This is a genomic window from Microvirga mediterraneensis (assembly GCF_013520865.1).
GTDB classification, from domain to species: Bacteria; Pseudomonadota; Alphaproteobacteria; order Rhizobiales; family Beijerinckiaceae; genus Microvirga; species Microvirga mediterraneensis.
Map to the genome: position 1 here is coordinate 106,804 of NZ_JACDXJ010000002.1, position 23,716 is coordinate 130,519.

Sequence of the window (23,716 nt, forward strand, 5' to 3'; positions counted from 1 at the left end):
ACCGGCCGGGACTACGCGTTCCCGTCGACGGAGGATTGCCTCGCATGCCGCCATTGCGTCGCGTTCCGCGAGGACGTGACGGTCATCAACCGCAGGGTCGAGCGGATTGGCGCTGCGGCCGAGAAAGCGTCCAGAGAGCCCAACCAGGTGGCCGCTAAGGCCAAGCTCGCGTTGCTCAAGACGATGGTCGCTGCCGCGAAGGCAACCGTGCATGGAAAGCACCGGGGGTGATCATGGGCAGGAGTGCGTCACCCGAGGAGAAACAGCGCCGCATCCTTGAGGCGTTCAGGGCCAAGGTCGAGATCCTGGAAGGTTGGGCGACAGAAGGGGTGCCAGAGGGCAGCGAAATTCCCAAGACCCACGCTGCGCTGCGCCGTTGGGGAGGGCCCGACGGGAGGCTCGCACAGTGGTCCGACCCCCTGATCGACCGGCCGAACGTCGGGAAGTACCCGGACCTCACCGAACGGTACCAACAGGCGCTAAGAAACATTGAGCTGCGGTTGCGGAAGTCCAAGCGTGGCCGATTGGGAGACCTGGAGGGCGAGCTGGCGGTCCTCCGGCGCGATAGCGATGCTCTCCGGGCCCAGAACGCCTACTTGATCGGCCTCCTCGACCAGCGCGAACGCCGAATCGTTATGCTAGAGGATTTGGCGCGGGCCCATAAGCTGCCGGTCCCGCCGCCTGTCACGGCGACCTCGCCCAGGTCCCCCCGTCAGGTCAAGGATTGACGGCGTGGCGAGGGCTCCAACGGAAGACAGGGCCTTCGGCAGTTTTCTCTCGAGCCTCGACGTTCGTGACGTAGTCCTGCAGACTGCTCCGCCGCATCCAATCGTGATCTGGACGCCGTGTAAGCCAGGGAGCTGCCGCAGTTGCTGGATAGCACCATGGTCCCGTGGCAGGCCCCCCGCCAGTTGGTCCTGAACGCCCTTGCCTCGCATGAGGAGACAGCTCCTCATCCTCCTCGGGCGCATCCTGGGCCCGAGGCGTCTTGGGGTGCCCAAGCTCCTCCGGTAGGTGCGGCAGGAGCGGGGCCGGTTCGGCCTCGACGCAAGCCGCATCCCGGATTGGCGACAGACCTGCTCCTGCGCCTCAAATATGCGCTGCGGAGCCATCTGCACGGAAGGCGAGCCAATCGCCGGGCGTGTAGGCGACGTCCTTCCAGCAGCCCAAAGGTCCTTGACCAGCCGCTTTCTGAACTATCTCCTCTCTTCTAAGCAGCAGGATTGTCGCTGTTGCATACGGATTATAGTGTTACGAGGGAGGAAAGCGTGCGCAACACCTTCCAAACGACTCTGCCGACTACCTCTTCTTTTGCCCCTCGGCTTGGGGTAGAGCTGCTGTCCGCTTTATCCCGCTCTGCTGTGGAGTGACCCTTGTCCGCTTCCATCTCTCCTCGGAGTCAGCGTTGTGCCCGCGCGCACCCACACCTGGGCCATGCGGCGAGCTGGTCTCAGGTGCCGCCATTTAAAAAGCTGAACCACGATCACCACGCGTTCTGACCAGCATGCTCCCCCAAAGCTTGTTTGACAGCAAACCCGATCCAAGGGGCCGGACAGAAACCGGGCTAAATTGATGACTGACGTTGGTGATCCGGTGGGCTCCGGTTCGGCCTCAGTTCACGTAAGTTCGACCGGCGCTCCCTCCGATCCGGTGCTTGCGAAGATCCTGGTCGTCGATGACGATCCCAGGAACCTGCTTGCCGTCGAAGAGATCCTGCGCACACCAGGGATCGAGATCGTCACGGCTGATTCCGGCGAGGCGGCCTTGCGACAAGTGTTACAGGACGACTTCGCCCTTATCCTGCTCGACGTGCAGATGCCGCGGCTCGACGGCTACGAGGTCGCTGGCCTGATTCGGGCCCGGCCGCGCTCGGCGCGGGTGCCGATCCTGTTCCTCACGGCCGTCAACAAGGACGACGCGCATGTCTTCAAGGGGTACTCGGCAGGCGCGGTGGACTATGGCCTGCCCCATGTAGGTGATCCGTGTGTGATGTTAATTCAGCGTTGGTCTGGACGCCAGCTTGGAAGCCAGGACCAGGACCTCTGGTGCGGGCGGTCGGTAGCCCAAGGATGAGTGCGGGCGCACCGTGTTGTAATGGCGGCGCCAATTTTCGATCACCACCTTTGCCTCCTGCAGGGTGTAGAAGATCTCTCCTTTCAGCAGTTCATCGCGAAGCTTCGAGTTGAAGCTCTCGCAATAGCCGTTCTCCCAGGGACTACCCGGCTCAATGTAAGCCGTCTTCGCCCCAACCGCACCGATCCAGGCCCGAACCGCTTGGGCCACGAATTCGCTGCCGTTGTCGGAACGAATATGGCCCGGAATACCGCGCAGGATGAACAGGTCCGAGAGCACGTCGATGACATCGACGGCTTTCAGCTTCCGGTTCACTCGGATGGCCAGGCATTCACGCGTGAACTCGTCAATGATGTTGAGCATGCGGAACTTGCGCCCGTCATGGGTGCGATCCTCGACAAAGTCGTAGCTCCAGACGTGGTTGGGATACTCCGGCCTCAGCCGGATGCAGGATCCGTCGTTGAGCCAGAGCCGCCCCTTCTTCGGTTGCTTTTGCGGCACTTTGAGCCCCTCCCGTCGCCAGATCCGCTCGACCCGCTTCTTGTTCACCAGCCAGCCGGCGTCCCGCAGCAGGGCCGTGATGCGCCGGTAGCCATAGCGGCCGTACTGGGTGGCCAAGGCAATGATGTCGGCGGTCAGGGCCGCCTCATCTTCCGGCTGCTTGGGGATCTTGCGCTGGGTGGAACGGTGCTGGCCCAGGACCCGGCAGGCCAGCCGTTCTGAGACGCCGTACCTGGCGATCACATGCTCCACACAGGCGCGACGGCGGGCGGGGCTCAGTAGTTTCCCGAGGCGGCCTCCTTGAGGATGAGCTTCTCCAGGGTGAGATCCGAGACCGCTCGACGCAACCGGGCGTTCTCCATCTCGAGTTCCTTGAGCCGCTTGACCTGGTCGGATTTGAGGCCGCCGTACTCGGAGCGCCACCTGTAGTACGTGACCTCCGTCACACCAATCTGCCGGATCGCCTCCGCGACTGTCCGGCCTTGTGCCGTCAGCACGTCAACCTGCCGCAACTTGGAAACGATCTCTTCGGCTGTATGCCGCTTCTTGCCCATCTTCAGTCCTCCTTCGGCTTAAAAGCCATACTTCAGGGAGGATCACTTTGCAGGGGGCAGACCAATCGCCCGCCGATGCCATGAAGGTCAAAGCCGCCCAGGTGGTGTTCGTGAACGGCCTCGGGCTCGAAGGATGGATGGACCGCTTCTTCAAGGCCTCAGGCTCAACCGCTCCGATGATCGTCGCCTCAACGGGCGTGAAGCCGATCGAAGGAGCCGAAGACGGCCACGACACGCACACGGGGCATGGCGGCGAGCATGCCGAGCATCGCCTCGATTCCCATGCCTGGCAGAATGTCGCCAATGTGAAGCTCTATGTGGCCAACATCCGGGACGCCCTGATCCAGGCGGATCCGGGCGGCAAGCAGACATATGACGGCAACGCCGCCCGGTACCTGTCCACACTGGATTCGCTCGATGCCGAGGTCAGGACCGCCATCGCGAAGATCCCAGTCGACCGGCGCCGGATTATCACCACGCATGATGCGCTGGGATACTTCGCTGCCGCTTACGGGATCCAGGTCATTGCCCCCCAGGGTGTCTCCACCGAAGCCGAAGCCTCGGCCCAGGATGTCGCCAGGATCATCCGGCAGATCAGGGCAGAGAAGATTCCGGCGGTGTTCATCGAGAACATCTCGGATGATCGCCTGATGCAGCGGATCGCCAAGGAGACGGGCGCCCGCATCGGCGACAAGATCTACTCGGATGCCCTGTCCGAGCCGGATGGGCCGGCCGGCACCTACGTCGACATGATCCGCAACAACGTCCGGGCGTTCAGCGCGGCCCTGATGGGCTAGCGTACGGAGCGGGAGCGGGCTGGGCCATCCGGTGGCTCAGGACGCCGTCATGCGCAAGGGAGGTCTCAGGGCTGCGCCGTCGTCGGCGGTCGCTCCGCCTTGCCGTGGCACCTGCGATCATGCGCCATTGTTTCGCCTCTCTTAGCCGTGAACCCTCATGGTTCGACTCAACGCCTTCAAGGCTCGCCGGAAGCACGGCGATGCAAGAGCGATCCCATGGCTCCTCCAGGATTGAAACCCCTACTGGCTCTCTGTCTGATCGGGCTGACCTCGCCCGCCTTTGCGCACCCGCATATCTGGATTACCGCGAAGGCGGAGATTGTCTTCGCGCCGGATGGCAAGGTGACGGGGGTGCGCCACCAATGGACCTTCGATGAGGCCTACACGGCCTATGTCACGCAAGGCTTGGACAAGAACAGCGACGGCAAGCTGACACCTGAGGAGTTGCAGGGATTGGCGGAGGAGAATGCGGCTGGCCTGTCAGAGTTCAACTACTTCACGACCCTGAAGGTGAAGGGCAAGCCACAGGCCGTCATGGATCCGCGCGAGGCCCGGATGGTCATGGACAAGGACCGGGTCACCATGTCGTTCTTCCTGCCCCTGAAGTCCGCAACTCCCATCGCAGGGCTCCTGGCGATAGAGATCGACGATCCCACCTTCTTCGTCTATTTCAGCCTCGCCGATCAATCCGCAGTGACCCTGGCCAACGCCCCCGAGGGCTGCCTGTCCAATGTCGCCAAGGCCAAGGCGCTCGATACCGCCATGCAGAAGATCCTGCAGGACGAAGGCGCGATCCAGGCCGCGCCGCCCGGCGCGAATTTCAGCGTCGAATATTCCAACAAGGCGATCATCGCATGTCCGTGACCTCCGTTCCGCTCGCCCCCTCGGCGCCCGGTTCGACACGCCTCTGGCAGAGGCTGGGCCTCACGCTGGCGGCGGTCGCCATCGTGGCCTCCGCGCTTGGGTTCCTCGCGCTCTGGATCGGCCCCATCGCGGCACCCGCCCCGAAAACTCCCTTCGGCATGGGCATTCGGGAAGCTGCGCCGTCCGGCAACATCGGTGCCTGGATTCTCTCCATTCAATCGGACTTCTATGCCAGCCTCCAGGCGAGCGTGCGCGCCCTGAAGGAGAACGGCGCGGCCTTCAGGTCTCTCCTTCTCGTCGGCTTTGCTTATGGGATCTTTCATGCGGCAGGGCCGGGGCACGGCAAGAGCGTGATCTCGGCCTATCTCGTGGCGGACGAGAAGGCGCTGCGCAAGGGCTTGCTCCTGAGCTTCGCCGCTGCCGCCGTGCAGGCCTGTGTGGCCATTCTCATCGTCGGCACGGTCAGCGTCGTGCTGCGCGCTACGGCCGCCACCATGAACAGGCTGGCCATGAACGTGGAGCTTCTGAGCTTCGTCATCGTCGCGCTGATGGGTCTTGTGATCACCTGGCGCAAGAGCGGCAAGGTGCTGGGCGTGGTGGCGCTGGCGCGCAATCCGCTCGCCAGCGTGCCCGAGGAAAGCTGCGATCACGTGCACATGCCGCCGCCCGAGGAACTCAACCGTCTCACCCGCTGGCGGGACATGGCGGGCGTGGCATTAGCGGCCGGCATTCGGCCGTGCGCGGGAGCGTTGATCGTTCTCGTCTTTTCGCTGGCTCAAGGCCTCTTGGTGGCTGGCATCGCCGCGACCTTCGCCATGTCGCTCGGCACCGCGCTCACCACCAGCGCCATCGCGGCAGTTGCGGTGTTCGCCAAGGCGCTCGCCCTCAAGGTGACCGGAGGACGTGGCGCTTCGGGTGCGATCGCGATAGCCGGCATCGAACTCCTCGCGGCGGCCTTCGTGCTCGTGCTCGGGGCCTCGCTGCTGGCGGGGCTTTGGGCGGGTTCGTGAGGTGAGGGCCGTGGCAATGCTTCAGTGGTGGCGGGAACGGCGGAGCCAGGCGGAGGAGCGGGCCGCCCTGGTGGCGCAGATGAAGCCGCGCGTCCGGGCTGCGTTCGGCTTGGGCGAGACGGATACCGTCGCCATTAGCGAGATTGCCTGCCCAGACCTCGGATGTCCCGACCTCGAGACCGTGATCCTGATCATGCGCCCAGGCCGGAGGACCCAGGCCGTGAAGATCGCTGGGCCGTTGGCGCAGGTCAGCGATGCGGACCTCGTGCAAGCCGCAGCCCGTTGGCCATCCCTCTCTGAGGCAGGGGAAAAATAACGGAGCCTCAGGAAATTCCCTAAAGTCTGGAAATGGCAGTTCTGAAACCGAAGCCCGAAGCCCGCAATTCTCGACTGAACAGACGTTTCGATGAACTGCGCCCTTGCACGTCTGGCCGCGAGTAGCGCCCTTCTTCAGCCTTCCCTGCCGAGGGCTGGCCATGGGCATCCGCATTGCGCCGCTCACCGGCACATAGGCCGATAGAGCATGTCCGACGTTTCCGTTTGTCTCATGCTTTTCACTGGCCTGACCATTTTCCTTTCCGATATCGTCGGAGACCTGATGGGCGTGGATCTGCCGACGGTGGCCATCGAGGTGCTGTGAGCGACTACGTCGCCCCTTGAGGCCGCAGCCTCGTTAATCGCCTTGTTCTTCGTCACCGACGTGCCAAGCCGCGGGAATCAACCCACCCGAGGACACCCACTGGAGCATGATTCCCGCGTGGAACCGTGGGCTCCTATCAGGGTTTGATTGCCTGCCAAGTTCATTGTCACGGTTGTTCGACCCGGGGATCTCTCTCGCTATGACTGCCATCACTCCACCACCCGAGAAGCGCCAGGACAGACAAGGCTCATCCATATGGTCGACCATCGGAGCTGTCGTCCTGGGCTGGGCCCTAATCAGGATTGTTGTTGGCAGGCCGCCCGGGAACCGGTCGGCCCCCGGACCGCAAGTCCAGCAGACCGGACGCACGTCGGCAGAGGAGGCGACTGGGTTCGGCGGCAAGCAGCATGCTCCATCCCATGCCATGCACGAGAAGGGGCGTGGGCGCGAGGCCGAGACACCCGCTCAGATCCCGAGCCTCGGTTGGAAGGACATCCTGTGGCGGACTTATGAGGAGTTCGGCCAAGACCGCCTCATGGCAGTGGCGGCGGGCGTGACCTACTATGCCCTGCTGGCCATCTTCCCGGCCCTCGCGGCGCTCGTGTCCATCTACGGCCTCTTCGCCGACCCCGCCACGATCCAGGACCACCTCAACGCGCTCTCGGGCGTGCTGCCGGGCGGGGCGACCGAGATCATCGGCGATCAGGTCAAGCGCATCGCTTCCAAAGGCGGTGGCACGCTGGGTCTCAGCTTCGTCATCGGGCTGGCGATCTCGCTGTGGAGCGCGAATGCGGGCATGAAGGCGATCTTCGATGCGCTCAACATCGTCTACGACGAGGAGGAGAAGCGCAGCTTCGTCCGGCTGAACCTCCAGTCGCTGGCCTTCACGCTCGCGGCCATCGGCTTCATCCTCCTCGCCTTGGCGGCCATCGTCGTGGTGCCGATCGTCCTCGACTTCGTCGGTCTGGGCAGTGGGGTGGAGTGGCTTCTGTCGGTCGCCCGCTGGCCGATCCTGCTGGCCGCGGTGGTGGCGGGGCTGGCGGTGCTCTACCGCTACGGCCCGAGCCGTGACAAGGCCGAGTGGAAGTGGGTGACGCCCGGCGGCGTCGTGGCCGCGGTGCTGTGGCTCGCCGGCTCGATGCTGTTCTCATGGTACGTCTCGAACTTTGGCAGCTACAACGAGACCTACGGCTCGCTAGGCGCGGTGATCGGCTTCATGACCTGGATCTGGTTATCGAGCATCGTCGTGCTGCTGGGCGCCGAGATCAACGCCGAGATGGAGCACCAGACGGCGCAGGATACGACGGTAGGTCCGGCGCAGCCGCTCGGACGCCGCGGCGCCACGATGGCCGATACCGTCGGAGCCGCGAAGGCGTAGAGGCGGGCGCGCGATCTGTCCTCATGCGAGCCGATGCACCGCAAACATCTCCCAGGCGTCGCCTGTGTTTCGGCGTGCAATGTTGACCCTCTGAGACGGGGGATCTGGAGTGCGCCCCACGAGATGGACAGATCGGCTCTGAGGAATTGACCGGGGCTGCCGGGCTTTAGGAGACTGAAGCCCATGGCAAAGCACCGCACCCACAGCATCGACTTCAAACGCCAGGTTGCGCAGGACTACCTTGCCGGCGAGACCCTGCACGGCCTGGCCAAGCGCCACGACCTGTCGCGCAACCTGATCCGGATCTGGGTCCGGAAATACGAGGCTGGCGCCCTCGATGAGGATACGGCTGCGGCTGAACTGCTCCAGGAGTACGAGGCGCGGATTGCTGCCCTCGAGCGGCTGGTCGGCAAGCAGGCTCTCGAATTGGACTTTCTAAAGGGGGCTCTGAAGCACACACCCCGGCCGAGAAGCGCGCCTACATCCGCCATCACCGGCCCCGTGGTCTCTCCGTCTCAGAGGGATGCCGACTGATGGGCCTGCCTCGCTCCACTTACTACGATGAGCCGACGGCTCCTGCCGACGACACCGCCATTGTCGAGGCGATCGCCGCCATCTGCGATGAGTTCGAACGTTATGGCTACCGGCGTGTGGGCGCGGCCCTGCGGCAGGCCGGCATGGTGGTGAACCATAAGAAGATCCGCCGCCTGATGCGCGAGCACGATCTCCAGCCACGGATGCGGCGCCGCTTCGTGGCCACCACGGACAGCAATCATGATGGTCCGATCTTCCCGAACCGGGCTGCTGATCGGGTGGTCGACGGCCCCAATCAGCTCTGGGTGGCAGACATCACCTATGTCGCCATCACGGCCGGCTTCGTCTATGTGGCGATCATTCTCGATGCTTGGTCCCGCCGAGTGGTAGGTTATGCGCTCAGCCGGTCGATTGACGCGCGCCTGACGGTGGCGGCACTCAAAGCTGCCATCGCCGAGCGGCACCCTCCACCGGGCTGCATTCATCACTCCGACCGCGGATCGCAATATGCAGCCGAAATCTATCGCAAGGCTCTGGATGCCGCCGGTCTGATCGGCTCCATGGGCCGACGCGGCAATCCATACGACAACGCCAAGGCGGAGAGCTTCATGAAGACACTCAAGGCAGAGGCGGTCTACCCGATGGCCTACGAGACCTTTGAGGATGTCGCCGAGGACCTTCCGCGCTTTATCGAGGAGATCTATAACAGCCGACGGCTCCATTCAGCCCTCGGCTATCTGAGCCCGAAGCAGTTTGAGGATCAACATGTCCGGCACACGGTCAATCCTGCGGCATGATCACTGCCCACTCTGAGGGGCGCACTCCAAATCGAGGGTCAAACTTGGAAGCCGATTGACAGTCGCGCTCAGTTCACTCCTATGCTTCAGTCCGTACATAGCCAACCTCCATTTCCCGAAGCGAAGGCTCACGCATTGACGCATGCGGGCGCTGTCCGCCCGTCGAAGCCGGAAGCCTCGGTCCTGACGAGGCGAACCAGGTCCCGTCGCGGCGGCAGCGAAGCCGCTCTTTGGACTTAGGCTGTCGTCCCGTGCTCGATGGTCTTCCGGCCGCCGCCATTGGCGATCTCGATGCGGCGGGGTTTCATCTCCTCGGGAACCTCACGCACGAGGTCGACCGACAGCAAACCGTTATCGAGCTTTGCTCCCTTGACCTGAACGTAGTCCGCCAAATCGAAGGTCTGCGTGAAGGCGCGGGTCGGGATGCCCTTGTGCAGGACCTCCACCGTCTTGTCCTCGGGATGCTTCTGGCCGGAGACAAGCAACGTGTTTTCCTTCTGGACGATCTCGATCTCGTTGGGCGCGAAGCCGGCCACCGCCATCACAATGCGATAGTGGTCGCCATCGACCTTCTCGATATTGTAGGGCGGCCAACTGTTAGTCGGCTCCGTCTGCGGAGACTGATCGAGCAGATCAAACAGCCGGTCGAAACCGACGGTAGACCGATACAGGGGGGGAAGGGTCAAAACCAGTTCTCATCGCCATATCCTCCATTGAGCAACATGGGTACGAGCGCGCCGGGCACCCGCCGGCGCCCGAGCCAAGCTATTGATAAGCCTTGGCAATGTCCGATTTAGGTGATGCCGTTGGCTTTTCAAGGGGGCTGCGATTGGCGCCTGAAGACTCGAGTCCGGCATGTTCACGCTACCGGGCAGGGGTGACAACGCTTCCGGAGGGACGGTCGTCCGTGCTGCCGGCCGCATGGTCCGATGGGACAGGAGACGGCGCTTCTAATGCGAGTTCGAAGAGAAGGAGGGACCGGCCGGACGCCTCGAACTCTGCGCCAGCCGATAGGATCGCGGAATTGGAGCCGTCGACCCGGTCGGTATCGATCAGACACTTCCACCGGCTGCCGCCGGCGACTTGCGGCAGCGTAAACTTGACCCGGTCATGATACGCGTTCAGCGCGAGGAAGAGAGTGACCTCAGTTCCTCGCCGCCTGATCCCTGTAGGTTGCGCGCGACCGTCCAGGAGAATGCCGAGCGCCCGGGCCAGCGGATTTTCCCAGTCGGCGGGGATCATCTCTTTGCCCGCCGGAGTGAGCCACGTGACATCCTTGATGCCGAGCTGCTCGTTGTATACGCCCGACAGGAACCGTCCGCGGCGCAGCATGGGCAAGGCGTGTCGCAGCTCGATCAAACGTCGGGTGAACGACAGCAACGCCCGTCCATCCTCGTCCACGGCCGTCCAATCGATCCAGCTGACCTCGTTGTCCTGGCAGTAGGCGTTGTTGTTGCCTTGCTGGGTGCGGCCGAACTCATCGCCGGCCAGGATCATCGGCGTGCCTTGCGAGAACAGCAGCGTGGCGAGCATGTTGCGCATCTGCCGCAGCCGGAGCGCACGGATGGCAGGATCGGAACTCGGTCCCTCCACCCCATAGTTGGCGGATAGGTTGTGCGCGTGTCCGTCGCGGTTGCGCTCGCCATTAGCCTCGTTGTGCTTGTGCTCGTAGGACACGAGATCATTGAGCGTGAAGCCGTCGTGGGCGGTGATGAAGTTGACCGAAGCGAACGGCTTCCGACCGCGCCGGTTGAAGAGATCCCCTGACGCCGTGATTCGGGCGCCGAGTTCCGGGAGGCAACCTTCGTCGCCACGCCAATAGGCCCGGATCGCGTCGCGGTAGCGGTCGTTCCATTCCGACCAGCCGGGCGGGAAACGGCCGACCTGGTAACCACCCGGTCCGAGATCCCATGGCTCCGCGATGAGCTTGACCTGGCTCAGCACGGGGTCCTGGCGGCAGGAATCGAGGAAGCCGCCGCCCTCGTCAAAGCCATAGGCTTCCCGGGCCAGGATCGTCGCTAGATCGAAACGAAAGCCGTCGACGTGCATCTCCTGCGCCCAATAGCGCAGGGAGTCGGTGACCATTTGCAGCACGCGTGGATGGCTGAGGTTGACTGTGTTCCCGGTGCCTGTGTCGTTGATGTAGTAGCGCGGGTCAGGCGCGAGCCGGTAGTAGGAGGCGTTGTCGATGCCCTTGAACGACAGAGTCGGCCCGAGTTCATTGCCTTCCGCCGTGTGATTGTAGACCACGTCCAGGACCACCTCCAGTCCGGCCTCATGGAAGTGGGCGACCATTTCCTTGAACTCGGTGATGAAGGGCGTCCCTAGATATCGCGGATGCGGCGCGAAGAAGCCGATCGTGTTGTAGCCCCAGTAATTCCGCAGCCCTTTGTCGATAAGATGGGCGTCATCGACATAGGCGTGAACGGGGAGAAGTTCAATCGCGGTCACCCCGAGGCGCTTGATATAGTCGATGACTGATCGGTGCATCATGCCGGAGAACGTCCCCCGCAGCCGATGGGGAACAGACGGATGGCGCATCGTGTAGCCGCGCAGATGTGCCTCGTAGATGATCGTGGCGTCCCACGGCACGCGCGGGCGGCGCTCGGTGCCCCAGGTGAAGGCCGGATCGACCACCCGGCACTTGGGCATGAACGGCGCGCTATCACGGGTGTCGAATGATAGGTCCATGTCGGGCGAGCCGACCGTGTACCCGAACAGGGCGGGATCCCAGGTGAGTTCCCCGACGATCTGCTTAGCATAGGGATCGAGCAGAAGCTTGTTCGGGTTGAAGCGGTGACCCGCCGCAGGCTCGTAGGGTCCGTGCACGCGGTACGCGTAAGTGGTGCCGGGACGTGCGTCAGGCAGGTAGCCGTGCCAGACTTCCTCCGTGTATTCCGGAAGCTCGATTCGCTCCACCTCCTGCTGACCGTTCTCATCGAACAGGCACAGCTCCACCTTCGTGGCGTTGGCGGAGAACAGGGCGAAGTTGACGCCCAGACCGTCCCAGGTCGCTCCGAGAGGAAAAGGAAGCCCTTCCCGGACGATGGAAGGCTGGCCCAGCGCCGGTGCCCCCAGCGCGGGGGCGTACGGATTGGTGCCGGGGTTCTGGTCGTGCAGGCTCATGGAGGCACCCGGTAAGGGCTGGAACCCGAAACGTCGCCGGCGCACAAGGCGAGCCCCATGGCCGCTGGAACCGGATCGGATGGAAGGCGGCATTGCGACCAACGCCAGACCGGGCATGCCTCACGACGAACCGTCATGGCTCCCAGCGTGCGGCAACAGGCGCCGCCTCTCTCGTCACTTGGCCCAACAAGGGCCGCGCCGGGGCAACGGGATTGGCCGATGCAGACTTTTCCGGAGCGGGGTTCGCGGGTGTTGCCGGCAGCGGCAGCTCCATGAAGAAGCTGAGGCCATCGCGGTCGAAGTCAAACCGGAGAACCGCTCTGCATTGGTGTTTGAGGACCTGCTGGATCAGCTTCGACCCGAACCCTGTGCGGCTGGGCTGCTCGACCGGAGGTCCATGCCGTTCCGTCCAGCGAAGCGACAGAGTCCGGCCTCCATCGGACTCGCTTATGTCCCACGCTACTTGCAGGCGACCTTCCGGAACGGCGAGGGCCCCATACTTCGCGGCGTTGGTGGTGAGCTCATGAACCGCCATGCCCACCGGCACGGCGAGATCGGCGGACAGCTCGACGTCAGGCCCGGCGAGATGCATGCGTTCGGACGCATCCTCGTCGTATGGGGCGAGTTCGCTGCGCAAGATGTCGGCCACTGCCGCCATCCGCCACGAAGACTCGATCAGGAGGCTGTGCGTTCTCGAAAGGGCGAGGATCCGGTCCGCGAACACTTTCTTGAAGTCATCCACCGTCTTCGCCGAACCTGCGGTCGCCCGAAGGAGCGCCAGGACGGTGGCCAGCGTATTCTTCACGCGGTGGTGCAATTCCCGGATCAGAAGAGCCTGGTGCTCTTCCGAGCGTTTCCGCTCTTCCAGGTACACCTCCGCCTCGCGCTGCCGGCGCCTCGCGCGCATCGCAGAGCGAACCGCGTTCACGAGCACCGACGGATGAAAGGGCCGCTCGAGCACCGTCACGTTCCCAAGAAGGTCGATCAAGTCGGTGCTGGCCGAACCGCCGCGCAGCGTCAGGAGGATGAACGGAAAATCCGACCACGGCGGCTGCCGGCCAACCCAATCGGCGAGGGCCGTGAGGTCGGCGTGCATGAGAGCCTCTTCCGCGACCACGGCGCAGCCTGCCTGCGCGAGCCCGTGCGTGAGAGCACCAAGATCAGGACAGATCGTCGAGGCAATTCCGGCTTGGTCCAGAATGCCTGCGGCCACCGTGACATCCCGCCCTACGGGCGTCAAAATGAGGGCTGGGATCTCACGTTTCATCATCGCCCCGCCGGCTGAAGAGGGAGCTGTCCGGTCCTTCGAATGCAGGTACTCCGGTCAGCACACCGCGGAACTGCTCAAGCGGCTCGCCCACGCGGAGGCCATGTCCGTCAATGGACAGTTCCCGGATGGTGTTCTCATGGGCGCCGGTGCGCTTCTTGATCGTCGCAATCGATCGGCGGATTCGCCCGCCGGCCTCGAAGAAGCGGAGCAGCACCACCGTGTCGCTGAGATAGGTGAGGTCGAGAGGCGATGCGATCTGTCCCACCATGCCGCTCTGGGCCAGGACCAGGATCGTGGTGACGCCTTGCTGGTTGAGATAGGTGAGCAGCTCATGCATCTGCAGGAGCATGAACTGCTCTTCAGGCATCGCGTTCAGGTAGCCGCTGAGGCTGTCGATGACGACGATCCGGACACCTGTTTCGACGGCGTCGCGGATCCGGCCGGCGAACTCCCCGGGAGACAGATCTGCCGGATCCACCTGCTCGATGGACAAGCCTCCTGCCTTGACAAAGGGAGCGAGGTTCATGCCAATGCTGGCGGCGCGGGTCAGGAGGACGCGCTTGGTCTCGTCGAAGCTGACTACCAGCGCGCGCTCGCCTCGGGAGAGAGCCTCGAACGCGAAGGCGAGAGCCAGTGAGGACTTACCAACTCCGGATGGTCCAATCATTAGGGTGCCGGTTCCAGGATCGAGACCGCCGCCCAGGAGGTTGTCGAGTTCAGCGATGCCGCTGCTCGCCGCCTCCCGCTCGAACTCACGATGATGGTCGGCGGCGATCAGGCGGGGAAAGACATGCAGCCCGCCCCGGCGGATCACGAAGTCATGGTAACCGCCCCGGAAGGCCGTCCCGCGCATTTTGATGACTCGGATACGCCGCCGCTCGGAGCCATAGAGGGGGGCCAACTGATCAAGCCGGATGACCGCATGGCTCACGCTATGCAGGTTAAGGTCGTCGTGTTCGGAAGTCAGGTCGTCGAGGACGAGTGCCGTCACGTCGTGGAGGAGGAAGAAGTTCTTCAACGCGAGCACTTGCCGTCGGTAGCGGAGACCGCCTTGGGACAGCAGTCTGATTTCGGAGAGGCTGTCGAATACAAGTCGCTCCGGCTTCACCCTCTCGACCTCGGCCATGACCATTTGCACCGTTTCGCCGAGCTCCAGGTCGGACGAGTAGACGAGGCTTTGCTGCTGTCTGGGATCGAAGCTCAGCTCGGGCGGGACGAGTTCATAGATGTCGATGCCATCGAGCGACCATCCATGGCGTTCCGCAACGGTGAGAAGTTCGCGCCTGCTTTCCGACAAGGTGATGTAGAGACAGCGCTCCTTCCGCCGAGCTCCATCCAGCAGAAACTGTAGCCCCAAGGTCGTCTTTCCCGAACCGGGGCGGCCCTCCACGAGGTGCGCCCGGCTTGACGCGTACCCTCCAGCAAGGATGTCATCGAGCCCAGGGACGCCACTCGGGACAAGAGCTGCATCATCTGCTGGTATGGACGGCATGGCTGCCTCTTAGCGATCGGCGGTTGCGCGTCCGGACGATGGACAGAGTTGAACTCAGTCGCATCCGGCAGACTGCAGCCGATCCGGGTTTTCATACCCGGCGCAGCTAAGGCCCACTGATGTTCGCCCTTGCCCTACTCCTCACGAGGCATGCCTCGCCAAGGCTCCTTTTAGCCTTGGCAGCGGGTGGGTCTGTAAACAACTTTACACAGCAGGTCCTTTATTTCGCCCGTTGCCGTTGCTTCCAATCTGTGCGGCTCTGCGGATCAGCTGGCATTACGGTCGCGGCTCGATAATGAGGTTGCCCAAGGTGATTAGGCCACGACCACTAGCACACCCCGAACGCTTCGCGGCGATCCCTGTATGCCATAACACGCCGCGGCCGGACGCTGCGCACGTCCGGTTTGATGGCGGGAGGAGGTGAAAAGCAGCTTTATGCGTTGATTGAGGGAAGAAGGCGGCGTCCGAGATCAATCACCAGGACGAGCAGTCCCGCAGCATCAAGCACCTCCAGTCGCCAGCCCGCCCATTGGTCCAGGCCGTCAGGTTCTTCGCGTTGAATTTCGGCGACCGCCATCGCCGCTTGGAGACGCGCGTCCGTAACGCTGTCGGCTTCGACGCCGTCGACGTCGATGATGCGCTCCGTATGATTCGCTAGGTCGAAATAATATTTCATCGACAATCCGAATCCCTCGCGTACCGAACGCAACCCTCTAGGAGGGCTACGCCGAAAGCCGCCGGCTCAAACACCTACCAACGGAATTTGCTGCTCGATCCTTCCCGCGATCCCGCTAGGGAGGACGCACCTTGCCGTTTGTCATGTCCTGGTAGGTAGGCCCCCGATACACGAACCTGGTGCGGGGGCGTCCTCCACATCGGCGAGGAAACTCGCCGATGTGTCACAATCCTCACGGCCACGTTTGTTTCACGTCCGGGAAAGGGCCGTCTATCAAGAACTTTACATAAGCCCAGCCTTTTTGTGGCTGAGCCGGCACGCCGTCCTCCTCTCCATCAGGTTACCTCGTCGGCGAGATACTCCTCATAATGCTGGCGCATGAGGCCGTAGCACTCACAGGCGACCTCCTCCAAACCCTGCCGATCAAGGATGGAAATCTCGCCCCGCCGGTACCGGATCAGTCCTGCGCTCTGCAGGGTTCGGGCCACGAGGTTGACGGCCGGCCGGCTCACGCCGAGCATCTGTGCCAGGAACTCCTGCGTCAGCGGAAGGACGTCGCTGTCGCTCCGGTCCCGGGCCATCAGCAGCCAGCGCGCGCAGCGTTCCTCGACGGAGTGGACACCATTGCAGGCAACCGACTGCATGGTCTGTCCAAGAAAGGCCCGCGCGTAGGAACGCAGGCGTTTGCGGAAGACCGGCAGCTCGCGCTGCATCCGGCGGAAGGTCTGGATATCCATTGCGAGCGCGGATCCGGGCATCTGCACGAGTGACCGGTTGAAGGCGCGCCCGCCGCCCAAAATCGCCGCGACGCTGACCATGCCCTCGAGCCCCGTCGCGGCCATCTCGGCCACTTGGCCCGTCTCGAACACGCTCACGGTCGAGATGATGCCGCTTTCAGGGAAATACACGTTGGCGAACGGCTCCCCCTCTTCGATCAATACCTGTCCGTTGACGAGCTCGACGGACTGGCAACCTAACCGAAGCTTCTGCCATTCAGCCTGGGGCAACGCGGCGAGGATCTGATTGCGAGGTTTTTTCGACGCCATGGCGAACTACTCCGCCATAATCCCCGCGGGCGAGACGTCGGAGGTCTCGATCAAACGAGCGAGATCCGCCTCGTCGAGGGTCTCCTTTTCCAGCAGTTGCCTGGCGGTCCGCTCCAGCAGATCACGCCGCTCGCGGAGAAGCCCTAGCGTCCGGTCCATCGCCGCGTGCACGATCGCGCGGACCTCAGCATCGATGGCGGCCGCGGTCTCGTCGGCGTAATCGCGCTCCTGAGGCGACGGCAGGTCCGCGCCGGCAAGGAACGAGCGCCTGTCCTTCTCCAAGGCGACGTGCCCCAGCTTCTCCGACATACCGTAGCGCGTCACCATCGAACGGGCGATATCGGTGACGCGCGCCAGGTCGTCGGCGGCGCCGGTTGACAGGTGGCCGAAGACGATGAGCTCCGCGGCACGCCCGCCGAGCAGCACGGCCATCTTGTTCTCCAACTCCTCGCGGGTCATGAGGAAACGGTCCTCGGTCGGCCGCTGGATCGTGTAGCCCAGCGCTCCGACCCCGCGCGGGATGATCGAGACCTTGTGCACCGGGTCGACGCCGGGAAGCGCCATGGCCACGAGCGCGTGCCCCATCTCGTGGTAAGCGACGATCTCCCGCTCCTTGGGATTGAGCAGGCGGTTGCGCTTCTCCAGCCCCGCGACGATCCGCTCCACCGCGTTGTTGAAGTCGGCCATCGTCACCGCATCGGCCCTCCGGCGGGTGGCAAGCAACGCCGCTTCATTGACCAGATTGGCCAGATCCGCGCCTGTGAAGCCAGGGGTAATCGCCGCGACCTTGTCGGCGTCGACGTCCGGCGCGAGCTTGGTCCCGCGCATATGGACGCGCAGGATGTCGACGCGCCCCTTCTTGTCTGGCCGGTCGACCAGGACCTGCCGGTCGAACCGCCCGGCTCGCAGCAGGGCAGGGTCGAGGATTTCGGGCCGGTTGGTCGCACCGAGCAGCACCAAGCCGGCGCGCGAGTCGAAACCATCGAGCTCGACGAGGAGCTGATTCAGAGTTTGCTCCTTCTCATCGTGTCCCCCCGCATAGGGGCCGATGCCGCGGGCGCGGCCGAGCGCATCGAGCTCATCGATGAAGATGATGGCCGGGGCTTTCTCGCGGGCCTGTCGGAAGAGGTCACGCACCCGGGCGGCGCCCACGCCCACGAACATCTCGACGAACTCGGATCCAGAGATCGAAAAGAAGGGCACCTTGGCCTCGCCCGCGACAGCTTTGGCCAGAAGGGTCTTGCCGGTTCCGGGCGGGCCGACGAGAAGGACGCCCTTCGGCATCCTCCCACCGAGCCGACCGTACTGCTCGGGGTTCTTGAGGAATTCGACGATTTCCCGTAGTTCGTCCTTAGCCTCGTCGACTCCGGCGACGTCGTCGAACTTCACGCCGGTATCGGTCTCGACGTAGACCTTGGCCTTGCTCTTGCCGATCTGCATGAGACCGCCGCCGAGCCCGGCTCCGTCCGCAAAGCGTTTCGCCAAGTACGTCCAGAGCCCGACGAAGAGCAGAACAGGCACCACCCACGATAGGATGTCACGCAGCAGGGTGCTTTCGATTTGGCCAGTATACGTGACGCCGTACTGCTGCAACTCCTTGGCGAAGTCGGGGTCGACGCGAGTGGTCGCAAAACGTGTTTGCCCGCCGGGCAGCGGCTCCTTAAGCGTGCCCTGGATAAAGCGGTCGGAGACGCCAATCGCCCCGACCTTCCCGCTCCGCAGCAACTCCTGGAACTCGCTGTAGGGAATCGGCGCGACCTGCTGTGCGGTCGCGAACATCGATTGGATCGCAAGAATTCCGATGATGGCCACGATCCAATACCAAACGTTGAATTTCGCTTGCTTAGTCATTCAGGATCTCCCTATCCAATCGGTGTGGTCCTGCGCGTGCGAGCTTCACGGCCGCAAATGGCTAGGGGGCTTTTGCAGCCCGGCCGCTGTGCAGCAGCCAGAGCTCGAGCGTCGCTAGGGTCGTGACCGCCAGCCCGGCGAACAAGTGGATCCATGTGGCTGCCACAGAATCTGCGAAGCCGAGAACCCAAGGCGCGGCGGCGGTCCAAACGCCGAGGACGGCGCTGACCCATTCGCCCCACTCGTGTGCTTCCGCGGCGGCGGCCCCGGCGAAGACGAGGATCGCCAGCCCAATGAACCATGCGTTCCAGAATGCGGCTGGCGCCTCGCGGAAGCCCATCAGCAGGGGCGACACGGACAGGAAAGATCCGAATAAAGCATTGACGGCGTTAATCGCGGTCGGTGCACTCCAATATTTCTGTCTCGACATAATCCAACCTCCCTTCTCTGAAGCGAAGGCCCACTCAGCGCGCCCTGGCGCCTGCACGCCAGAAGCGGACCTTGAAGGCTCCGATCCGGCGTCACTCACCACTAACTTTTTCGCGCGGCATTCCCGCGGCGAGTAGGAACTGGATGGCCAGACCATCGGCCTCCAATCCAATACCGTCGACGTGACCATCCCGATGCGGGAGGTCACCTCAACGCGAGGACCGTCACCGGCTCCTCCCGGCACCGGATTCGCATCTCGGCTCCCCAATGCGGCTGGTGAGCACGCTCCGCCGCAACGAGCGCGAGCTCGAACCGGTTCGGAATAGTCCGCTCACCACCTCCCTTACGCGGCAAGCAGTGATTCAGCCTGATCGAACCGAAAGACGAGAGCGGCCGGTGCAGCTGGGTCCGGATGCCACGGTTGTCCCAGCCGGAGCAGGGCTGCGTTCACGTCCTCCAGGCGGGACGGGGGGCCCTCCGGCATGCCTTCGGCTTGTGCGATCTCGATCAGATACGCGTCCCATGCCCAGCGCCGCAGGATCTCGCGCTTGCAGTGCGGCGAGAGCAGGGGGTGCCGGACGACGTCATCGGGCGATGAGAACACGGCAGCCGGATTGACGAACGCGCGCTCAAGGTCGGGGTAGCCCGACATGTCGCTTTTACCGCATGCGGTATGCAAGGACGTCAGCCAAATGACCGCTCCGACCGCTTTATCCAACGCCTCGTCATGCGCGCTATCGGCATGCACAGGAGAAGAAGGAGTGCCCCCAGCATCCGACATCTCCTCGCTCTGGACACGGTAATCCTCGACAATCTCGTCCGGGGTGCGAAACACGCTTCCAGAAGTGACCAGGGCATCCATGAACGACGGCTCCGAGCCGCCCGAGCTGTCAAGGCTTGGCTTCGGCTGAGCACCTTCCGTTCGCGCGACGGCGATCGTCTGTTCCATCATATTCCCTCCTCACGTGAGCGAAGGCGGGCACCCGGGCAGCCGGTGCGGCCTGCCCGGGTGCTGTGCCATGCGACTACTTCTTGCCTTTCCCGTTGACGGTGATGCGCTTGGTCTTCTCCTGCGCCTTGTCGGACTTGGGCAGGGTGACGGTGAGCACGCCGTTGTTGAACGACGCCTCGACCTTGTCCTCCTCAACCGCGAAGGGCAGGGGAACGACACGCTCGAAGCGGCCGTAGTAGCGCTCGCTGAAGCGGCGCTCCTTGTCCTCGGTCTCGGCCTTCTTCTCGCCGCGGATGGTCAGGACATCATCGTCGACCAGGACCTCGATGTCCTTCTCGTCCATGCCCGGCAGCTCGGCCGAGATCCGGACCTCCTTGTCGGTCTCGGTCGCCTCGAGGCTGGGCCAGGCCGGCATGCGCCCGAGAAGCGACGGCATGCCGCCCTCGAACCGGCTGAACACGTCGTCGAACAGCCGGTTCATCTCGCGGTGAAGGGTCATGAAGGGGCTCATCTCCTCACCGCGCATCGTGCCGGGGACCATCGACCGTTCGGTGCGGCCCCACGGGATCAGATCACGCATGTTCATGGTCTTCTCCTTTCATCGGTCCGTTTCAGGCGAGCGCAAGGGTCCGGTGCCGGTGTCCCGGCACCGCTCCGCTCCGTCGTGAAGCGCCTGCCTTAAGCTGCCTTGCTTGGCTTGCTCGGCTCGTGCTCGATCTGCTGCGGCTGGTTGTCCTGAGACAGCGCCTTGGCGCCCGTGCCGGAGACGATCTCGATCCGGTGGGGCTTGAGCTCCTCAGGAACCTCGCGCTTCAGCTCGATCGTCAGCAGGCCGTTCTCGAGGCTCGCGCCCGTGACCTTCACATGGTCGGCCAGGTTGAAGGTCTGCTTGAACGCGCGGGTGGCGATGCCGCGATGGAGAACCTGCACGCCTTCCGGCTCAGGATGCTTCTGGCCGTTCACGAAGAGCGTGTTTTCCTGCTGAACGAGCTCGATCTCGTCGGGTGAGAAGCCCGCGACCGCCATGGTGATGCGGTACTGGTCGTCGCCCGTCTTCTCGATGTTGTAGGGCGGCCAGTTGGTCATGGGCTCGACCCGGTTGACCTGATCGAGCATGTCGAGCAGCCGGTCGTAGCCGACCGACGAGCGATAGAGAGGAGAAAGGTCGAACGTTGTCCTCATAGCTACATCCTCCGTTGAGCAACGTAACCACAAGAGCGCCGGCGGCCCGCCGGCGCCGAAGGTGCCAAGCTCCTGATGAGCCTTGGCGTTCCTCGAGGTAGGAACGCTCTTCCCGCCCGTCAAGATCCCCTAGACCGTCCCGGATGGTCTTGTTGAAACCCGTTCCCCAACCCACATCGGCACCGATCCCCATCAGACAGGAGATCGAATATGACCGACAGGCTGACACGGGACGGGGTGAGGGCGCTTATCGGGCGCTCCAGCGACGGCGTGGTGACCGAGATCCTGAACATGGGAACCAGCCGGACGGAACTGGCAGAGGCCAGGGCTTGGCTCGAGAACGACGAGGCCATGCTGACCGAGGGCAGGCGCATCCCGTCGGGACGGATCGCTCGCTTGGTCGAACTGCTCCAGGCCGACGAGGACGATCTGCCCGCGGTCCCAAAGCTCTAGGGAGATCTTTGCGTAAGGGAAAGGGATAACGCCATGACCACCGGATACTTCTTTGTGAAGCTCCGCGGTGCCGATGATGTCTCCGGGATCGTTCTCCAAGACACGGGCGACCGCGATGCTCTGCTGCGGCAAGGTGCAGAGCTTCTCTCGCACCTCCATGCGGCCCCTGTGCGGCTGGAAGATGTCGAGCTGGTGCCATATTTTCCGCCGCAATCCGAAGCCCTCGCAGTACGGCGGCCCAATCAGCATTTCGGATTGGCTTAAGTTTGACCTTCGATCCGTCGGCCCCTTGGTTCCCGGAACCAACGTCTGACGGCTTGTGTTATTTCTATGTAGATTTCCGGATTGGTACGAGGTCCGCTCGGTGCATTGGTCCACCAGGACGTTTTTGCCTAGTTGATCTGGACCGGAAGCTACACGGCACGAAGCGGGCTCTCCCGATTGAGTGCCCGAAGCCCAGAGTGCAAAGCTCTGGGCTTTGTTGTGAGCACAGGCAGTCCAGGCCTGCGGATCGCTACACCTGTGGGCTTGCGGTTGCGGCGGGAGCGATCATGAGGATGCTGCCGCACGGGGCCTGAGGTGTGATGACGGCACACGCCACCCCCCGCGGCAGAGGGCCGTTCTTGCTCGGCACAACGACAGGCCCGCCCGAGTCTCCAAGACACACGCGAGCTCCGACCGTGCGTGCAATGATCAGCCCTGCCTCGGATATGGCGAGTGGCTTCAAGACGGCAGTCTTGAGGGTGCCGACCGCGCGGCCGGAAAGACCCACGCCTGCCAGCCGCAGGGTCTGTGGCAGCGACCGCACGTTATGGGCGAGGCGGAGCGGGCTCCGCCCTGCTACCGGTGTTTCCAGGCGCAGGACCGCGATGCGAGGGAGATCTCGGTGAGCATATCTGCAACGTCGCGGGAGGTGAAGCGGCCCGGTTCAAAGGAACGGCAGGTGGCAGCGGCGATACGGTGCGTCGAAGGAAGGCGCCTGCTCCCATCATAGAAGGATACGACGACCCTGACCGGGTTGTCTCTGATGCAGTGCGCGGCGGTCAGTACAAGATCGGGAGCGATGAGCACGCTCGAGCAGTGGCTTAGCCGGACAGAACCGTCCGGCACGAGCAGCGTCCCGACGGCGACCGTGGAACGCGCGAGTTGATCATTGGCTCGGGCCAGCACATCTCCTTCAACGGCGTGAGCCCGGCCAATTGGCCAAGCGAGGGCCGTAGCCATCAACCAGGCTACGAGATATCGACCGATCCGGCGCCTCTCCCGGGCTGCAAGCATGGCGAACCATCTCATGGCCATAACCGACCTCAAGTTACGAAACGATGCACCTTGGTCTCAGCTGATCGACCGAATGGCCGATGCTCCGGTCGCAGAAGAGGTAAGGAGGCATTCCATCGCAACAAAGCGTCCACGTGCTTCAGGAACCCGAAGCGCAGCCTGTTGTTTTGGGATGAGAGTAAGACGTTGTAACTGAAGCGGAGATCGACATGCTCAAACGTGCTTTTCCCAGTGCATTGATTGCGGCGGTCCTAGGTGTTGCCGCGTCCGGATCATCGGTGCCGGACTTCGCTCAGAACGTGCCGGCCCGCTGCCTGCCCCAGGAGATGCGGGCGGGGCTTCTTCCTGACGAATGCGGCGGCATCGTCACCTTCGGCGTGAACGGCCCCATGGTATTGTCAGGCCAAGCTCCTGACATCGAGGCGACTGGCAGCATCAACCGGAACGGGAGAGACAGTTCAGTCGAGGGCAGCCGAGAGCACTCCGAATAAGCTCTGCGTAGGTTCCAGGGAGTTGGTGCCGGAGCAACACCCGCCGGCACGGGCGAGCCGGGACGTGAAGAACGCGCCGAACCGTCCCGGCAGGGCCGATGACGCTCGATGAAAGGGAACCTTGGCTGGGAGGCTGCGTTCCGTCGGACCTAGGAGCCCAGACGCGAAAGATCGAATTAAACAAAGTAGCAAGGGCGAGCCTTTTAGTGTTGGTGCTCGGCCAGTCAACTCTGTTGAATGCACTGTCCGCTCAAGCGGCGGATCTGCCTCCCGATGGCATGGATGAAGAGGCCATTCTGGAGCGCCCGCCTCTGCGGGAGCA

Annotated in this window: 24 protein-coding genes and 1 pseudogene; 12 read left to right on the forward strand and 13 right to left on the reverse strand. The window is 63.4% G+C overall.

All coding sequences use genetic code 11. The features are described from left to right. Nucleotides 1–233: 233 nt before the first annotated feature. Together H0S73_RS22815 and H0S73_RS22820 are read left to right on the forward strand one after the other, a co-directional pair. The gene (locus tag H0S73_RS22815) at nt 234–728 is read left to right on the forward strand and encodes a hypothetical protein (RefSeq protein WP_181054526.1); all 495 of its coding nucleotides are present in this window, start codon (nt 234–236) and stop codon (nt 726–728) included. An 844-nt stretch (nt 729–1,572) separates the two neighbouring features. Continuing rightward, nucleotides 1,573–1,959, forward strand: a pseudogene (locus tag H0S73_RS22820) (response regulator); the annotation flags it as partial. Nucleotides 1,960–1,992: 33 nt separating this feature from the next. Here H0S73_RS22820 and H0S73_RS22825 read toward each other — a convergent pair. Next, a protein-coding gene (locus H0S73_RS22825; RefSeq protein WP_181054527.1) for an IS3 family transposase occupies nt 1,993–3,128 on the reverse strand; the annotation gives its coding sequence in 2 pieces (ribosomal slippage) (nt 1,993–2,864 and nt 2,864–3,128; 1,137 coding nt in all). A 47-nt stretch (nt 3,129–3,175) separates the two neighbouring features. On the opposite strand from H0S73_RS22825, the gene H0S73_RS22830 reads away from it, so the two are divergent. From H0S73_RS22830 to H0S73_RS22860, 7 genes are all read left to right on the forward strand, one after another. Next, nucleotides 3,176–3,925 (forward strand): metal ABC transporter solute-binding protein, Zn/Mn family, encoded by a 750-nt coding sequence (locus tag H0S73_RS22830; protein ID WP_281369209.1) that lies wholly within the window; start codon nt 3,176–3,178, stop codon nt 3,923–3,925. 216 nt (nt 3,926–4,141) lie between these two features. Next, on the forward strand, nt 4,142–4,789 hold the full coding sequence (locus tag H0S73_RS22835) for a DUF1007 family protein (protein WP_181054528.1): 648 nt from the start codon (nt 4,142–4,144) through the stop codon (nt 4,787–4,789). Next, nucleotides 4,780–5,799 (forward strand): nickel/cobalt transporter, encoded by a 1,020-nt coding sequence (locus tag H0S73_RS22840; RefSeq protein ID WP_181054529.1) that lies wholly within the window; start codon nt 4,780–4,782, stop codon nt 5,797–5,799. Before H0S73_RS22835 ends, H0S73_RS22840 begins: the two co-directional genes overlap by 10 nt. A gap of 16 nt (nt 5,800–5,815) precedes the next feature. Then, nucleotides 5,816–6,115, forward strand: coding sequence for a hypothetical protein (locus H0S73_RS22845; protein ID WP_181054695.1), 300 nt, complete (start codon nt 5,816–5,818; stop codon nt 6,113–6,115). 523 nt (nt 6,116–6,638) lie between these two features. Continuing rightward, nucleotides 6,639–7,817, forward strand: a complete 1,179-nt coding sequence (locus H0S73_RS22850; RefSeq protein ID WP_181054530.1) for a YihY/virulence factor BrkB family protein — start codon at nt 6,639–6,641, stop codon at nt 7,815–7,817. Nucleotides 7,818–8,000: 183 nt separating this feature from the next. Next, complete coding sequence (locus H0S73_RS22855) at nt 8,001–8,351, forward strand: transposase (protein ID WP_181054531.1); 351 nt, start codon at nt 8,001–8,003, stop codon at nt 8,349–8,351. After that, entirely contained in the window at nt 8,300–9,148 is an 849-nt protein-coding gene (locus H0S73_RS22860) for an IS3 family transposase (RefSeq protein ID WP_343058488.1), read from the forward strand. The genes H0S73_RS22855 and H0S73_RS22860 overlap by 52 nt, the downstream gene beginning before the upstream one ends. Nucleotides 9,149–9,384: 236 nt before the next feature. Here H0S73_RS22860 and H0S73_RS22865 read toward each other — a convergent pair whose 3' ends face one another. From H0S73_RS22865 to H0S73_RS22920, 11 genes are all read right to left on the reverse strand, one after another. Continuing rightward, entirely contained in the window at nt 9,385–9,834 is a 450-nt protein-coding gene (locus tag H0S73_RS22865; protein ID WP_343058475.1) for an Hsp20 family protein, read from the reverse strand. Nucleotides 9,835–10,012: 178 nt separating this feature from the next. Beyond that, a complete protein-coding gene (gene glgX / locus H0S73_RS22870) occupies nt 10,013–12,274 on the reverse strand; it encodes a glycogen debranching protein GlgX (RefSeq protein ID WP_181054532.1) in 2,262 nt (753 codons plus the stop codon). A gap of 133 nt (nt 12,275–12,407) precedes the next feature. After that, the gene (locus H0S73_RS22875; RefSeq protein ID WP_343058476.1) at nt 12,408–13,487 is read right to left on the reverse strand and encodes a sensor histidine kinase; all 1,080 of its coding nucleotides are present in this window, start codon (nt 13,485–13,487) and stop codon (nt 12,408–12,410) included. A gap of 43 nt (nt 13,488–13,530) precedes the next feature. Next, on the reverse strand, nt 13,531–15,036 hold the full coding sequence (locus H0S73_RS22880) for an ATPase domain-containing protein (protein WP_181054534.1): 1,506 nt from the start codon (nt 15,034–15,036) through the stop codon (nt 13,531–13,533). A 433-nt stretch (nt 15,037–15,469) separates the two neighbouring features. Beyond that, nucleotides 15,470–15,712 carry a DUF6894 family protein gene (locus H0S73_RS22885; RefSeq protein WP_181054535.1) on the reverse strand — a complete coding sequence of 81 codons (243 nt, stop codon included), beginning with the start codon at nt 15,710–15,712 and terminating at the stop codon, nt 15,470–15,472. A gap of 335 nt (nt 15,713–16,047) precedes the next feature. After that, on the reverse strand, nt 16,048–16,758 hold the full coding sequence (locus tag H0S73_RS22890; protein WP_181054536.1) for a Crp/Fnr family transcriptional regulator: 711 nt from the start codon (nt 16,756–16,758) through the stop codon (nt 16,048–16,050). 6 nt (nt 16,759–16,764) lie between these two features. Further along, a complete protein-coding gene (ftsH, locus tag H0S73_RS22895; protein ID WP_181054537.1) occupies nt 16,765–18,609 on the reverse strand; it encodes an ATP-dependent zinc metalloprotease FtsH in 1,845 nt (614 codons plus the stop codon). A gap of 61 nt (nt 18,610–18,670) precedes the next feature. Then, the gene (locus tag H0S73_RS22900; RefSeq protein ID WP_181054538.1) at nt 18,671–19,039 is read right to left on the reverse strand and encodes an SPW repeat protein; all 369 of its coding nucleotides are present in this window, start codon (nt 19,037–19,039) and stop codon (nt 18,671–18,673) included. A gap of 342 nt (nt 19,040–19,381) precedes the next feature. Further along, the gene (locus H0S73_RS22910) at nt 19,382–19,987 is read right to left on the reverse strand and encodes a hypothetical protein (protein ID WP_181054540.1); all 606 of its coding nucleotides are present in this window, start codon (nt 19,985–19,987) and stop codon (nt 19,382–19,384) included. A gap of 76 nt (nt 19,988–20,063) precedes the next feature. Then, entirely contained in the window at nt 20,064–20,576 is a 513-nt protein-coding gene (locus H0S73_RS22915; protein ID WP_181054541.1) for an Hsp20/alpha crystallin family protein, read from the reverse strand. Nucleotides 20,577–20,668: 92 nt separating this feature from the next. Further along, the gene (locus H0S73_RS22920) at nt 20,669–21,172 is read right to left on the reverse strand and encodes an Hsp20 family protein (RefSeq protein WP_181054542.1); all 504 of its coding nucleotides are present in this window, start codon (nt 21,170–21,172) and stop codon (nt 20,669–20,671) included. Nucleotides 21,173–21,382: 210 nt separating this feature from the next. Here H0S73_RS22920 and H0S73_RS22925 point away from each other — a divergent pair, with 210 nt between their 5' ends. Continuing rightward, on the forward strand, nt 21,383–21,625 hold the full coding sequence (locus tag H0S73_RS22925) for a hypothetical protein (protein WP_181054543.1): 243 nt from the start codon (nt 21,383–21,385) through the stop codon (nt 21,623–21,625). Between the two features lie 33 nt (nt 21,626–21,658). Further along, nucleotides 21,659–21,889, forward strand: a complete 231-nt coding sequence (locus tag H0S73_RS22930; protein WP_181054544.1) for a hypothetical protein — start codon at nt 21,659–21,661, stop codon at nt 21,887–21,889. 576 nt (nt 21,890–22,465) lie between these two features. On the opposite strand, the gene H0S73_RS26410 is transcribed toward H0S73_RS22930, so the two are convergent. After that, complete coding sequence (locus tag H0S73_RS26410; protein WP_425488240.1) at nt 22,466–22,924, reverse strand: trypsin-like serine protease; 459 nt, start codon at nt 22,922–22,924, stop codon at nt 22,466–22,468. Between the two features lie 188 nt (nt 22,925–23,112). Between H0S73_RS26410 and H0S73_RS22940 the strand changes: the two genes are divergently transcribed. Continuing rightward, on the forward strand, nt 23,113–23,394 hold the full coding sequence (locus H0S73_RS22940) for a hypothetical protein (RefSeq protein WP_181054546.1): 282 nt from the start codon (nt 23,113–23,115) through the stop codon (nt 23,392–23,394). Nucleotides 23,395–23,716: the final 322 nt, after the last annotated feature.